The following is a 14,216-nucleotide window of genomic DNA, read 5'->3' as shown; positions in this document are numbered from 1 at the left end:
GTTTCTGGTTCGTTTTTTATTAAAAACTAAAAACCACAACCATTTTTATCTAAATAAATTTTTATCAAATACCATTCTAATGGCATCAGCATGTCTGCGTTTTGCTCTAGTATAACTTCCAGCTGCTGGTGCCGCATAGGCTTTAAGCGATGCTAATCTCCATTTTACCAAATCAAAATTAGCTAACATGTACGTGTAAGCTCCCATGTTTTTTGGCTCTTCTTGTGCCCAAACATAATCATCAGCATTTGGATATTGAGCAATAATCGCTTTTAACTGCTCAACTGGTAATGGGAATAATTGTTCGATACGTACTACCGCAACATCGTTTCTACCATTATTAGCTCTTTCTGCTGTAATATCATAATAGAATTTACCCGTACAGAAAACTAATGTTTTCACGTCTGCTTTGTTTACTGTTGTGTCATCAATAGTTTCTTGGAATTCTCCGGTAGTGAATTCTTCTACTGTAGACACACATCTTGGGTCGCGAAGCAAACTTTTTGGTGTAAATACAATTAAGGGTTTACGGAATTTGGTTTTCATCTGTCTTCTCAACAAATGAAAAAAGTTGGCAGGAGTAGTACAGTCTGTTACATACATATTATGACGAGCACACAACTGTAAGTAGCGTTCCATTCTTCCAGAAGAATGTTCGGCTCCTTGTCCTTCATATCCGTGTGGCAATAACATTACAATACCGTTTTGATTGTTCCATTTATCCTCTCCACAAGAAATGTATTGGTCAATCATGATTTGGGCACCGTTGGAGAAATCCCCAAATTGTGCTTCCCAAATCGTTAAGGCATTTGGATTTGCTAAGGCATATCCATAATCAAATCCTAAAACGCCATATTCTGAAAGGAAAGAATTAAATACATAGAAATTCCCTTTTTTGTTTTCAATGTGGTTCAAAAGGATTACTTCTTCTTCTGAATCTTCTACTTTCACTACTGCGTGACGGTGTGAAAAAGTCCCACGTTCTACGTCTTGACCTGAGATTCTCACATCAAAACCTTCCGTTAATAATGTACCATATGCTAGTGTTTCGGCAGTACCCCAATCGATGGTATTGTTGTCATAGCCTGTTTTTCTATCGGTAACAATTTTGGTGATTTTGTTGATGAATTTTTTATCAGAAGGCAAGCTAGAAACGGTGTTGATAATTGAATCTAGTGTTGCTTTGGCTACAGTTGTTTTTACTTTTTGCAACATCACATCATCAGAAACTTGCTCAAAACCTTTCCATTCATTTTGCATGAAAGGGGTAATGATGGTCAGCTCTTTTTTACGTGAGGCCTCTAAATTATCATTAAGATACTCTTTGTATTTTTTTTCAATTTGATTCACATAAGATGCGTCAATTATACCTTCAGACAATAATTTCATAGCATAAATATCTCTTGGATTTTGATGCTTAGCAATGATTTTATATAAAACGGGCTGCGTAAATCTTGGCTCGTCACCTTCGTTGTGACCATATTTTCTATACCCTAATAAGTCGATGAATACGTCGCGACCGAATTGCATTCTAAAATCTAAAGCAAACGTCATGGCATGCACCACTGCTTCTGCGTCGTCTGCATTGACATGTAATACTGGCGAAAGGGTTACTTTGGCTACATCAGTACAGTAAGTAGAAGAACGTGCATCTAAATAATTGGTAGTAAATCCAACTTGGTTGTTGATTACAATATGTATAGTACCACCTGTTTTATAACCATCGAGTTGGGCCATTTGAATGATTTCATACAAAATTCCTTGTCCTGCTATAGCGGCGTCCCCATGAACAGCGATTGGCAATACTTTCGAGAAATCATCAGCGTAATATTTATCTTGTTTCGCTCTAGTAATCCCTTCAATTACAGCACCTACAGTTTCTAAATGCGATGGATTTGGTGCTAAATTGATGTTGATTTTCTTTCCAGATCGTGTAACTTTGTCGGCTGTTAAACCCAAATGGTATTTCACATCACCATCAAAATATTCTTGATCATAATCTTTACCATCAAATTCACCAAAGATATCTTGGGTTGATTTTCCGAAGATATTAGCTAAAACGTTCAAACGACCACGGTGAGCCATACCCATCACAAATTGCTCCACACCTTGTTCCGCAGCTTTTTCGATTAAAGCATCCAAAGCAGGTATAATGGATTCCCCTCCTTCAAGAGAAAAACGTTTTTGACCAACATATTTGGTGTGTAAAAAGTTTTCAAAAGAAACCGCTTCATTTAATTTCTCAAGAATGTGTTGCTTCTCGTCTTTGGTAAAATTAGGTTGATTGTCGTTGATTCTAATTTTTTGACGTATCCATTCCAATACTTCAGGTTTACGAATATACACATACTCAATACCAATATGCTGACAATAGATTCTGTCTAAATGACCGATAATTTCACGTAAAGTACATGGAGCAACACCAATCACTTTGGCCGCATCAAAAACACTATTTAAATCTGAAGCAGACAAGCCAAAATTTTCGATTGCCAAAGTAGGGTCATAATGACGTCTGTCGCGTACAGGGTTCGTTTTGGTAAACAGATGGCCTCTAGTACGGTAGCCTTCTATTAATTGTATAACTTTAAATTCTTTTTGTAATTTTTCAGAAACTTCGGCATTAGAAGCGGAATAAGAATCACCTGAAGCTTGAACAACAACAGGGTTGCCTTGAGCTGAGGCTTGTTCTTCATTATAGGTTGTCATCCCAAAGTCGAAACCTTGAAAGAAACTTCTCCAACTTGGCTCTACGCTATCTGGATTCTCTAAATACTGATCGTATAATTGTGCAAAAAATTCGGTATGTGCTGCGTTTAAAAATGAAAACCTATCCATAATATTGTTTGAATGTATTTTTAAAATAGTCCGACAAAAGTACAATAAACCGACCTAATTAGATTATTTTTTTGCTTACTTTTACTTATATTTTTGTTAAATAAAACGTAATATCATGAAAAAAATCGCCTTTTTTACCCCACTTAAAGTAATTTGTGTAGTTTGCTTGTTTTTGTTTACGAAATCGATGTATTCGCAATTGTCCAATTCGAACAATTTTGGGAAAAAAATGCAATATGGAGGTGGTGTTGGACTTAACTTTGGCTCAGGATTTACTGACATTTCCCTTTCTCCAAGTGCAATTTATAATATTAATCCCTATTTCGCTATGGGAGCAAGTGCACAATTTGGCTATATAAAAGCCAGAAATAACTATGAAACGTATACTTATGGAGGTAGTTTGATTGCACTAGCCAACCCCATTCCTCAAATTCAACTTTCTGCTGAACTAGAACAATTGCGATTCAACACGGAATATAGAACCTTTACAGGCAATTTGGCATCGGATAATTTTTGGAATACCGCCTTGTATCTTGGAGCGGGTTATAGAGCCAATCATGTTACTATTGGTGTTCGTTATGATGTGTTGCACGACGATAACAAAAGTATTTACAGCGAAGCCTTTATGCCTTTTGTGAGGGTTTATTTCTAAGATACTGAGAAACTATGTTTCTGAGAAGAAAAGTTACATAGAAAATCAACGATAATAATTTCTAAACCACACCTTTTGCCATTCTCTCTTCAGAATCAAAAAAGAGACTTGACCTGCTAAGGCTACAATATCAGTGCCGTCAAGTTGCTTGATTTCGTGTTCTGGTACATCAATAATGTAGAGTAGATTTAGATATTCGGCAAATTTATATTGAATGAGCCGGTATATTTTTTCTTGCAATTGAATTTTGAGTTCTTCAGGCAATATACTCATAGGAAAATCAATACCTTCATTGGCCAAATTAAAATCTTTATTTATTTGAGTTACCAATTTTATGTACAGGTTTTCCTTTTCTGCTTCAGAAAGTAAATGATCAGTATTTAAAGGTGCTACATACATAAATCAAAGGTAAAGATTATGATTTCAATCTTGCTTTGTTTCCCATTAGAAGTAAGGAATTAAAGCTTACTACATTATACTTTTCTTCCCATAAGGTTTTCACCAAAGGCTCTCAATACTGCTTTTTTTTCAGCATCAATTTTCATCTTTTCTAAGGTTTCAAAAGCTTGATGCGTATACTCTTTTATGGCTTTTTGGGTTGCTTGTGAAGCGCCAGTCTCATCAAAAATTTGTTTTACTTCCTCGATTTTTGCCTCAGAGTTCTCAAGGTGCTCTGAAAATAAGTGCAGTAATCGTGATTGTTGAGTGGGAGTGGAAAATTCCATTGCTTTGAGAAACAAAAAGGTTTTTTTATTCTCTATAATATCGCCACCAACTTGTTTGCCAAATGTAGCAGGGTCTCCAAAAGCATCCAGAAAATCGTCTTGTAGCTGAAATGCAATTCCTAAATTCAATCCAAAATCATAAATCAACTTGGCGTTCGATTTAGACGTTTTAGCTATAATCGCCCCCATTTTCATGGCAGCTGCCACTAAAACAGCGGTTTTGAATTCAATCATTTTCAAATATTCAGGAATCGTGACATCCATTCTGGTTTCGAAATCTACGTCCCATTGCTGACCTTCACACACTTCTAAAGCCGTTTTGCTAAATAATTTGGCCAATTTTCGAAAGGTTTTGGGTTCGTATTTTTCAAAATATTGGTAGGCTAAAATAAGCATCGCATCACCAGACAAAATTCCAGTATTGGTATCCCACTTTTCATGCACGGTTTGGTGGCCTCGTCGCAAGGGAGCCGCATCCATAATGTCATCATGCACCAATGAAAAGTTATGAAATACCTCGACAGCCAAGGCAGCAGGGAGTGCTTTTTTATAATTAGCATCAAATATTTCTGTACTCATTAACGTCAAAACTGGACGGATGCGTTTTCCTCCTAAGGACAAAATGTAAATAATAGGATTGTATAGATGCTGTGGCTCTTTTGGAGTGATTTGACTTTCTAAATAAGCAATAAAAGAGGTTTGATACGCTGAAACTGACTGCATGGTTTTAAAAATTCGGTTAGCAAAGGCTCAAAGATACAATTCAAGAATCGAAATTCGACAGAAAAATAGTTGACTTTCGTTAAAAAAATAGTGCACAATTGTTAAATTATGATTACCTACTACCTCATTTACTTAAAGAACAACGGAAATTAAAAATACAATGGAAACTTGTTTGGTATTTAAAGTTTCCTTTCTATATTTGCACTGTCTAAAAAAGACACTAACTCCAATAATTAACGCTTTACCAATTAAAAATACAGTAATGAATGCAAAGTGGACCATAGATGCGAAACATTCCGATGTTCTAATCGAAGCAAGACATTCCGTGCTTGCCTATTTAGAAGGCGGAACCAATGAATTTAACGGTTATGTGGTTATGGATGACAACATTGTCGAAGATGCCGCAGTAGAGTTTTCATTGAATGTGAATCATAACTACAAGAAAATAGAACCGATGAGCTCTTATTCTCGGTTAAGTGATTTATTTGATCAAACAGAAGATCCAACCATTCGTTTTAAGTCAACCTCTTTTCAAAAAGTCAACAAAAACATCAATTTCATTAAAGGGGAATTAACCATAAAAAATGTAACCAAAACGTTAGAACTGGATACAGAATTTATGGGAATGACAAATTATGATGGTCATGAAAAGGCTTTGTTCGAGTTGTCAACCAAAATAAAACGTAGTGATTTTGATCTTGGATACCAAAGCAACCCACACAGCGGTATTGCAATTGGCCAAGACATTAAATTAGTAGCCAATTTAGAATTTGCCATGTAAGTAGTACTCAATCACTACTTACAAACCCATTGAAGCTTGACTGAATACAACCAAAAGGGAGATAAAAAGTTGAAATTATGAAAGAAAAAATAATGGCGAAAGCATCCGAGTTATTCTTGAAACTGGGTTTCAAAAGTATTACTATGGATGATATTGCTGGTGAGATGTGTATTTCTAAAAAAACCATATACAAATACTTTTGTAACAAAGAAGTACTGATAGAGGAAAGTACTGAAATAATGCACAAAGTAGTACATGAAAGAATACAAGCTATCGTTCAAAAAAACCACAACGCCATCCAAGAGAACTTTGAAATTCGACAAATGTTCAAAGAAATGTTTAGCGTAGGCGATACTTCAACTATGTATCAATTGAAAAAGCACTATCCTGAAATATATCATAAATTAGTTAATCGTGAGGTGAACGAATGTATTACTTTTTTCAAACAAAACATTGAAAAAGGGATACAAGAAGGCCTTTATCGTGCTACTATTCCCATCGAAAAATACGGCCAATTTTACTATACCTTAATTTTTGATATTAATGGAAATACGGTTTCTGAAACAGAAGCCCAATCCTTAGAATTAGAAGCCTTAGAATACCACACCCGTGCCATGGCTACACCAGCAGGGATTATTGAACTTGAAAAACAACTTGAAAACCACGCTACATTATGAAAAGATTGCTCCTATTGTTTTTTTCTATGCTTTCGTTAACAAGCATGGCACAAAACGACCTGAAAAAAACCAGTTTTACATTAAACGAAGCCATTTCGTATGCCTTAGAAAACAATTACGCGGTAATTAATTCGGGGAGAGACATTGCAAAAGCAAAACAAAAAAAGTGGGAAACTACCGCTATGGGTTTGCCACAAATCAATGCTGGATTAGACTATCAAAACAATATTGAACTTCAAAAATCACTTTTGCCAGCTGAGTTAGTTGGTGGAAACAAAGGGGATTTTGTTGAAATAGCCTTCGGCACAAAACACGCTATGCTGGCTAGAACTTCATTGAGTCAGTTGATTTTTGATGGTTCCTATATTGTAGCTTTACAAGCCTCAAAAGTGTATTTAAAATACTACGAAAACAACAAAAACAAAACCGATATTGAGATCAAAGAAATGGTTATCAATTCCTATGGTAATGTGCTACTTGCCCAAGAAAGCATTGCAATCATTGAAAAAAACATTGCCTCTTTGGAAAAAACCTTAAATGACACGAAACAAACTTTCAAAAACGGACTCATCGAAGAAGAAAGTGTAGAGCAATTGCAAATCAATCTCACCAATCTGCAAAGTACCTTACAATACAACAAAAGGCTTTTGGACATCACTTCCAAAATGTTGAAAATAAATATGGGTGTCGATATTAATCAAGAAATTACATTAACGGATCAACTGGATCAATTAACGGCACAGAATCTTGATATGACCCTTGCCCAAAACAATTTTGAAGTAAAGGATAATATCAATTTTAAAATCGCAACCAATTTTCAAGAACAAAAAGTATTAGAATACAAATTAGAACGCAGTAAAGCCTTGCCGTCTTTGGGTGCCAACCTTAACTTTGGATACAATGCTTTTGGCAATCAATTTCAATTTTTCACCAGTAACCAAAAATGGTTGAATTTTTCTAATGTAGGGATTAGTTTGAACGTGCCTATATTTAGTAGTTTGGCTCGAACTTCAAGAACGCAACAAGCCAAAATTGCCTTAGATCAAGCCAATACGCAACTACAAGAGGCAGAACAAAAACTAAAACTGCAATACGCAAGTGCCAAGAGTGAATACGAATACAGTGTAGAAGATTACCTCTCTGCAAAATCAAATTTGAAGCTTGCCGAGAGAATAGAAAAAAAACAACAAATAAAATTTAAAGAAGGACTCTCCACGAGTTTTGACTTTAATGATGCCCAACGACAATTGTATGCGTCACAACAGAAATACCTACAATCGATGATTTATGTCATCAATAAAAGAGCCAATTTAGAAACCATAATCAGCAAATAAAAGGAATCATGAAAAAAATACTCACTGCAACTGTTGTATCATTACTACTTATAGCTTGCAACTCAGGAAGCGAATCCACGTCTATAGAAACCATAATTGCCTCCAAAGATATCAAAGCCATCAATGCCAAAAAGACCGAGCTACAAACCCAATTGGCCCAACTCGATGAGGCCATGAAAGCATTGAAAGGCGTAGATGCCATTGAAGCTTTAGTGACTGTTTCAACTTTAAAAGATACGGTTTTCAGTCATTCCTTAGAAATACAAGGTAATGTTAATACCAATCAAAACGTTTTGGTACAACCAGAAATGCCAGGAAACTTAATTGCCTTGAATGTAAAGGCCGGTCAAAATGTAACTAAAGGCCAAATCCTAGGCAGAACCGATGATGGCGGAATGAGCCAGCAATTGGCAAGCGCCGAAAACCAATATGCTCTTGCCAAAACAATGTACGACCGTCAGAAAAACTTGTGGAATCAAAAAATTGGTTCTGAAATGCAATATTTACAAGCGCAGACACAAATGATTTCGGCTCAAAAGGCAGTATCTCAAATTAAAGCTCAAATCGGAAAAACAATCATTCGCGCTCCATTTTCAGGAACTATTGACGAAGTTTTTGCAGAAAAAGGAGAAGTAGTGGCTCCAAGCCCAACGGGTTTAATGCGAATCGTTAATTTAAACAACATGTATATTTCTACTTCGGTTCCAGAAACCTACATTGGTAAACTAAAAATTGGTACCGAAGTCGAAGTTTATTTATCAGCTTTAGGAAAATCATACAAAGGTAAAATACGACAAATAGGGAATTTTATCAATCCAAACAACAGAAGTTTTGGCATTGAAGTAAGTGTGCCGAATCCAGAAAAATTGTTGCGCCCTAATCAAGTAGCCCAATTAAAAGTCGTGGATTATAAGAAAGATAAGGCTATTGTGGTACCCTCAAACATCATTCAAGAAGATGGACAAAAAAACAAATATGTATTTGTTGTGGCTAATGCGAAAGGAAACACTGGAACGGCGAAAAAAGTTATCGTCACTCTTGGTCAATCTTCCAATAATGTTACCGAAATAGTGGCAGGATTAAATGCAAATGAGATAATTGTTACCGAAGGAATGAATGCCATTTCTGAAGGCATGAAACTTAATTTTTAAACCACAACTTTAATACAACAACCAAATGAGCCATCAAAATAAAGAATTTGGCATTTCGAGCTGGGCGATAGACAACCGCGTTACGGTATATATTGTGACACTACTTATTGTTGTAACGGGCTTAATTGCTTACGTTACCATGCCTCGCGAGGATTTTCCAGAAATTATCGAAAATAAAATTTATATCTCTTCTGTGTTTCCAGGAAATTCAGCAGAAGATGTAGAAAAACTAATCATTAAACCTTTAGAAAAAGAATTTAAAAACATTACGGGTGTCGACAAAATTACTTCTAGTTCTTTTCAAGATTACGGTATGATCATCGTAGAATTTGAAGACAAAGTAAGTATCGAAGCTGCCAAAACAAAAATAAAAGACAAGGTTGATGTCGTAAAAGCAGATACAGATTGGCCTAATCTAGACAATGGCAGCAAAGTTGAACCCAACGTATTCGAATTGAATATTTCGGAAGAAGTACCAATTCTAAACATCAATCTTCAAGGGAATTACACCACCCAACAACTAAAGAAATACGGTCAATTACTTCAAGATGATATTGAAGAAATTCCCGAAGTAAAAAAAGTGGATATTCTAGGTGTAGATGATAAAGAAGTTGAAATTGCGGTAGATATTTTCAAAATGACAGGGGCTCAAGTAAGTTTTGACGACATCCAAAATGCCGTTCGATATGAAAACATGACCTTGTCTGGTGGTAATTTAATTTCTCAAGGCTCTCGAAATAACATCCGTATTATTGGAGAAATCAAAGATCCAAAAGAATTAGAAAATGTAATTGTAAAGCACAATGGGGGCGTAGTGTATTTGAAAGATATTGCCAGTATCAATTTCAAAGAAAAAGAAAAAACCACTTATGCCCGTGAAAAAGGAAAAGAAGTAGTTATGCTGAACGTGAAAAAACGTTCGAATCAAAACATGATTTCAGCAATAGAACAAGTAAAAGAAAAATTGGAAAAAGCAAAAAACTCGTATTTGCCCTCCAATTTATCTATCGAATTAACCAATGATCAATCGTCTAGAGTAGAACACCAAGTAGACGAACTTTCCAATCATATTATTTTTGGGATCATCTTAGTAATGATTGTGTTGATGTTTACCATGGGATTACGAAACTCCCTTTTTGTAGGAGCTGCCATCCCGCTCTCAATGCTAATGGCTTTTAGTATCTTATCAGCATTTGGACTAACCTTAAATACGATGGTGCTTTTTGGTTTAGTAATGGGACTTGGAATGCTGGTTGATGATGGTATCGTGGTAGTTGATAACGTTTTTGCCAACATGAAAAAAGGCATGAACCGTTTGGATGCCTCCAAAATTGGAATTGGCGAAATTGCTTGGCCGGTAATCTCTTCAACGGCTACCACTTTGATGGCCTTTTTGCCCTTTGCTTTGTGGCCAGGCACCATGGGTAAGTTCATGAAGTACTTTCCTATCACCTTAACCGTAACCTTGTCGGCTTCCTTATTTGTAGCAATGGTGGTTAATGCTGCCATGACTGGAGGTTCAATGGACATTGAAGACAAAAATGTAACTAAAAAATCGGCTAAATTGTACTCCATCATTTTTACAATTATTGCAGTTGTGTTTGTGATTTTGGGGAATGTATACGACTCAAAATTGGCACGTGCCATTGGGCATTTAGCCATTATTTCATTTCTATTAATGTGGTTATACCGCTTCAAAATCTATCAATGGACCCAAGATTTCCAGCATTCCTTCTTTCCAAAAATGGAAGAAAAATACAAAAGCTTTTTGGCCAAAATTTTAACTGGCAAGCGTTCTTGGATTGCCCTAGGAATAATTATTGGAATGTTGTTTTTCTCTTTTATTCTATTAGGTGTTTTTCCAAGAAAAGTACTGTTTTTCCCAGACAATATCCCAAATCAAGTCATAACCTACATTGAATATCCTGAAGGAACCGATATTTCAAAAACCAACAAAGCCACTTTATTTGTCGAGAAACAAGTAATCGACATTTTAAAAAAATACATAGACCCCAAAACCAATGACAACTTCATCGCAGAATCTATCGTGTCGCAAGTGGGAGTTGGTGCAGGTAATCCAAATGTGGATGCAGGAACCGCCTCAGAAACACCTCATAAAGGAAAAGTAACCGTAAGTTTCTCTGAATTTAAATTTAGAAGAGGAATCAACACTGCCGACATTTTAGAAGAAATTCGTGCCAAAGTAAAAGGGATAGCTGGAGCAACAGTAACTGTTGAAAAAGATGCTAATGGTCCACCAGCAGGATACCCAATTAGTATTCAATTAACAGGAATTGAATATGCAGAAATGCTGCAAGAAGCCGATAAGATCATTGCCTTCATCAATTCTAAAAATATACCGGGTATTGAGCGACTTAGTGTTGATGTAAACAAAGAAAGCCCAGAACTTGAAGTAAAAGTCGCTAGAGTAAATGCGGGTAGTTTAGGGGTTTCAACAGGGCAATTAGGGTTCAATTTACGTCGCTCTGTTTATGGACAAGAAATTTCTACCTATAAAGAAGGAGACGACGACTACAACATTACCATGCGTATGCAAGATGATCAACGCAAAAGTGAAAATGTATTGTTCAATCAAGCCTTGACTTTTAGAAATCCAGCCACTGGACAAATGATGCAAGTGCCAATTTCGGCGGTATCCGAAACTGAAAAAACGCTAACCTATAACCAGATTAAGCGTAAAAATCAGAAAAGAATTATGACGATTTATTCGAATGTGCTTACAGGCTACAATGGCGATGAAATCACGAAACAAATTGCATCTGAATTAAAGAATTATACATTGCCCAAAACAATCACTTACTCTTTTTCTGGTGTACAAGAAGAGCAAGGAAAAAATCAAAGTTTCTTGATGTATGCGCTATTCTTAGCCTTAGCAGGAATTGCCTTAATTATCATTTTGCAATTTAATTCGGTGTCTAAATCCATGGTAATCCTTTTTACGGTTTTATTGAGTTTTAGTGGAGTCTTTTATGGTTATGTCATTGCCAACATGGATTTTGTTATCCTGATGACCATGATGGGAATTATTTCACTATCAGGTATTGTTGTAAAAAATGGTATTGTATTAATGGACTTTTTTGTATTGCTGTTGGATCAAAAAGTAGCCGATAAAAAAGTAAATAGTCATGACGATTTAACTTTGGAAGAAATCAAAGAAGTAATTATTGAAAGTGGAAAATCAAGACTTCGTCCTGTTTTATTGACAGCCTTGACTGCTGTTTTGGGATTGATCCCATTAGCCATCGGACTAAATTTTGATTTCTTTACTTTAATCACTGACTTAAACCCACACTTTTTTATTGGTGGAGACAATGTAATATTCTGGGGCCCTTTGGCATGGACCATTATTTTTGGTTTGACCTATGCAACGGTGTTAACACTGGTAATGGTCCCTGTAATGTTTTATCTTGTCAAAAGAACAAAATATTGGTTGCGTGACAAAAGAGCTTTAGCAGCAGCTAATGACTAATGTGATGTAACTCAAAATGTACATTACTAGAAAAGGATGTGCCAAAAAAACGTACTACTATACCATTGGTATACTAGTACGTTTTTAATTTATAATATTAAGATACAGCTCATTATAAGCGTCACTTATCGACCAAAAAGCAGTGCTATTTGCAACTTACTTATGTGTCAAAACGTGTTTGTTTTCTATAAACACAAAGGCCGTCTAATTTGATTGAGACGGCCTTTTTAATTAACTAAAAAAAGAAACTAATTTTTCACTGCAATAGCTTCTTGTTTCCAAGTTTTAACCATTGCTATAGCATTATTTGAATAATCTACTTCGCTTAAATTTACATCTTTCCAAAAAAACCATTTTCCAACTTTGGCTCCTTCTTTATAAAATCCAGAGGCATTTTTGGTTCCATCTTCGTTATAAGAAACCCAATATCCTTCTAGCTTACCATTTTCAAAATAACCTTCTTGTTGTACTTGTCCGTTATCATAGAAATAGGTAGCTTTTACTTTTTTTCCAAAAGGTTCTAAAACTGGTTTAGCATCTTGTGCATATAGCATTCCTGAGAACACCAATACTACTGCTATTAAATATCTTTTCATATCGCTAGTTTTTAATGATTTAAATCTTACTGTTATCAAAATTAGAGAATACTTTACATTAAAAAAACTTTTTGGTAACAATTTCGTAACATGAAGTGAAAACTTAACATTGGAAAAACTTGAAAATAAAAAAATCAGCCGTAAACAGCTGATTTATATGTAATTATTAAAAATGTTGTTTAATTCAACAAAGAATCCAATAATGTAGGTAATTCTGCAGAAGATGGTCTTGGTGCATCCGCTTTTACAATATTTCCATTAGGATCTATCAATATAAACCTTGGAATTCCAGTAATCTTATACTCCTGTACAAACTTAGAATTCCAATCATTATCAGCAAAAACCTGAACACCACCCAATTCTTTTTCTTTCACCATAGTTCTCCATTTTTCAACATCCTTTGCTTTATCAATAGACATACTCAAGAATACGATGTTTTTACCATGATATTTCTCTTCAGTCTTTTTCAAAAATGGAATTTCCTGACGACAAGGTCCACACCAAGTAGCCCAAACATCAATATAAACGTACTTTCCTCTAAAATCCTCTAGCTTCGTTTTTCCGCCTTTATAATTGTCATATTCAAAAGTTGGGGAAACACCACCATTCATTTTATTACTTTCCACTATTTGTTGATGGTATTGTTTTAAGGAAGCCAAATTCATTTCGATACTTTGTTTTTGTAGCGCAACAAATTCAGGATCTAATTTTTTACCTTCTAAACTTGCCAAATCGGCTGTTTTTTTCTCTTCGATACGTTTGGCAAAACTGGCTTCATCTGCGGCCAATAAAGAATTGTAATCAAATTTGGAGTCTGATACTGCATGTTGAGCCAAGAAATTATTCTCTGCGGCTCCTACTCCAGTATAAACTATAGATTCATCAAATTGTTTGGCATCCATTTTTAACTTCAAGTTGAAATTGTTTTTCAAATACAATTGGGTGTACTCTTTACCGTCAAACAACATATAGAAACCCTTTTCTACAGGAACATTTCCTTTGAAAACTCCTTTTTTATCCACACCAATTTTTAAAATTGCTTTCCCATTGCTTCTATTCAAAATTCGAATGGTGTCTGTGTTTCTATTGGCAATTTCAGCTTGAAGGGTAAACATTTCTTTTTTTTGAGCCTGACTTCCTTGAATTCCCAAAGCCAAAAGAACAATAATGCATAGTTTTTTCATAAAGTTGTTTTTTGTGTTAATGCACTTCAAACATAGCAGTAAAAAACAAGTAAATTGAAAAATTAACA

The 14,216-nt window shown here is 35.3% G+C and carries 11 protein-coding genes; 6 read left to right on the top strand and 5 right to left on the bottom strand.

Translation table 11 applies throughout. The annotated features are described in order from the left end of the window. Positions 1-45: 45 nt before the first annotated feature. The gene (locus ACSVH5_RS06145; protein WP_438060571.1) at positions 46-2,835 is read right to left on the bottom strand and encodes a 2-oxoglutarate dehydrogenase E1 component; all 2,790 of its coding nucleotides are present in this window, start codon (positions 2,833-2,835) and stop codon (positions 46-48) included. Positions 2,836-2,950: 115 nt separating this feature from the next. Between ACSVH5_RS06145 and ACSVH5_RS06140 the strand changes: the two genes are divergently transcribed. Further along, positions 2,951-3,487: a hypothetical protein gene (locus ACSVH5_RS06140; protein WP_438060570.1), complete on the top strand. Its 537-nt coding sequence runs from the start codon at positions 2,951-2,953 to the stop codon at positions 3,485-3,487. Positions 3,488-3,532: 45 nt separating this feature from the next. Here ACSVH5_RS06140 and ACSVH5_RS06135 read toward each other — a convergent pair whose 3' ends face one another. Both ACSVH5_RS06135 and ACSVH5_RS06130 read right to left on the bottom strand, forming a co-directional pair. Next, positions 3,533-3,886 (bottom strand): hypothetical protein, encoded by a 354-nt coding sequence (locus ACSVH5_RS06135; RefSeq protein WP_438060569.1) that lies wholly within the window; start codon positions 3,884-3,886, stop codon positions 3,533-3,535. A gap of 74 nt (positions 3,887-3,960) precedes the next feature. Next, complete coding sequence (locus ACSVH5_RS06130) at positions 3,961-4,935, bottom strand: polyprenyl synthetase family protein (RefSeq protein WP_438060568.1); 975 nt, start codon at positions 4,933-4,935, stop codon at positions 3,961-3,963. A 262-nt stretch (positions 4,936-5,197) separates the two neighbouring features. Here ACSVH5_RS06130 and ACSVH5_RS06125 point away from each other — a divergent pair, with 262 nt between their 5' ends. The 5 genes from ACSVH5_RS06125 to ACSVH5_RS06105 all read left to right on the top strand — a co-directional run bounded on the left by ACSVH5_RS06125 (position 5,198) and on the right by ACSVH5_RS06105 (position 12,368). Continuing rightward, entirely contained in the window at positions 5,198-5,716 is a 519-nt protein-coding gene (locus ACSVH5_RS06125) for a YceI family protein (RefSeq protein ID WP_438060567.1), read from the top strand. Between the two features lie 77 nt (positions 5,717-5,793). Beyond that, positions 5,794-6,393, top strand: coding sequence for a TetR/AcrR family transcriptional regulator (locus tag ACSVH5_RS06120; protein ID WP_438060566.1), 600 nt, complete (start codon positions 5,794-5,796; stop codon positions 6,391-6,393). Further along, positions 6,390-7,727, top strand: coding sequence for a TolC family protein (locus tag ACSVH5_RS06115; RefSeq protein ID WP_438060565.1), 1,338 nt, complete (start codon positions 6,390-6,392; stop codon positions 7,725-7,727). Before ACSVH5_RS06120 ends, ACSVH5_RS06115 begins: the two co-directional genes overlap by 4 nt. A gap of 8 nt (positions 7,728-7,735) precedes the next feature. Continuing rightward, the gene (locus tag ACSVH5_RS06110) at positions 7,736-8,878 is read left to right on the top strand and encodes an efflux RND transporter periplasmic adaptor subunit (RefSeq protein WP_438060564.1); all 1,143 of its coding nucleotides are present in this window, start codon (positions 7,736-7,738) and stop codon (positions 8,876-8,878) included. A 25-nt stretch (positions 8,879-8,903) separates the two neighbouring features. Next, entirely contained in the window at positions 8,904-12,368 is a 3,465-nt protein-coding gene (locus ACSVH5_RS06105; RefSeq protein WP_438060563.1) for an efflux RND transporter permease subunit, read from the top strand. 248 nt (positions 12,369-12,616) lie between these two features. Here the strand turns inward: ACSVH5_RS06105 and ACSVH5_RS06100 are convergent, their stop codons facing one another. Together ACSVH5_RS06100 and ACSVH5_RS06095 are read right to left on the bottom strand one after the other, a co-directional pair. Beyond that, on the bottom strand, positions 12,617-12,964 hold the full coding sequence (locus ACSVH5_RS06100) for a toxin-antitoxin system YwqK family antitoxin (RefSeq protein WP_438060562.1): 348 nt from the start codon (positions 12,962-12,964) through the stop codon (positions 12,617-12,619). Positions 12,965-13,143: 179 nt separating this feature from the next. Next, complete coding sequence (locus ACSVH5_RS06095; RefSeq protein ID WP_438060561.1) at positions 13,144-14,148, bottom strand: TlpA family protein disulfide reductase; 1,005 nt, start codon at positions 14,146-14,148, stop codon at positions 13,144-13,146. Positions 14,149-14,216 lie beyond the last annotated feature (68 nt).

It is taken from the genome of Flavobacterium sp. RSSA_27, from assembly GCF_051547125.1.
GTDB lineage: Bacteria > Bacteroidota > Bacteroidia > Flavobacteriales > Flavobacteriaceae > Flavobacterium.
The sequence above is the reverse complement of the archived record's forward strand: the minus strand, read 5'-3'. Positions and strand labels throughout refer to the sequence as shown.

Excerpts from the sequence above, each read along its gene's own strand:
- ACSVH5_RS06145 (WP_438060571.1), bottom strand. The coding sequence starts at position 2,835 with ATGGATAGGTTTTCATTTTTAAACGCAGCACATACCGAATTTTTTGCA.
- ACSVH5_RS06140 (WP_438060570.1), top strand. The coding sequence starts at position 2,951 with ATGAAAAAAATCGCCTTTTTTACCCCACTTAAAGTAATTTGTGTAGTT.
- ACSVH5_RS06135 (WP_438060569.1), bottom strand. The coding sequence starts at position 3,886 with ATGTATGTAGCACCTTTAAATACTGATCATTTACTTTCTGAAGCAGAA.
- ACSVH5_RS06130 (WP_438060568.1), bottom strand. The coding sequence starts at position 4,935 with ATGCAGTCAGTTTCAGCGTATCAAACCTCTTTTATTGCTTATTTAGAA.
- ACSVH5_RS06125 (WP_438060567.1), top strand. The coding sequence starts at position 5,198 with ATGAATGCAAAGTGGACCATAGATGCGAAACATTCCGATGTTCTAATC.
- ACSVH5_RS06120 (WP_438060566.1), top strand. The coding sequence starts at position 5,794 with ATGAAAGAAAAAATAATGGCGAAAGCATCCGAGTTATTCTTGAAACTG.
- ACSVH5_RS06115 (WP_438060565.1), top strand. The coding sequence starts at position 6,390 with ATGAAAAGATTGCTCCTATTGTTTTTTTCTATGCTTTCGTTAACAAGC.
- ACSVH5_RS06110 (WP_438060564.1), top strand. The coding sequence starts at position 7,736 with ATGAAAAAAATACTCACTGCAACTGTTGTATCATTACTACTTATAGCT.
- ACSVH5_RS06105 (WP_438060563.1), top strand. The coding sequence starts at position 8,904 with ATGAGCCATCAAAATAAAGAATTTGGCATTTCGAGCTGGGCGATAGAC.
- ACSVH5_RS06100 (WP_438060562.1), bottom strand. The coding sequence starts at position 12,964 with ATGAAAAGATATTTAATAGCAGTAGTATTGGTGTTCTCAGGAATGCTA.
- ACSVH5_RS06095 (WP_438060561.1), bottom strand. The coding sequence starts at position 14,148 with ATGAAAAAACTATGCATTATTGTTCTTTTGGCTTTGGGAATTCAAGGA.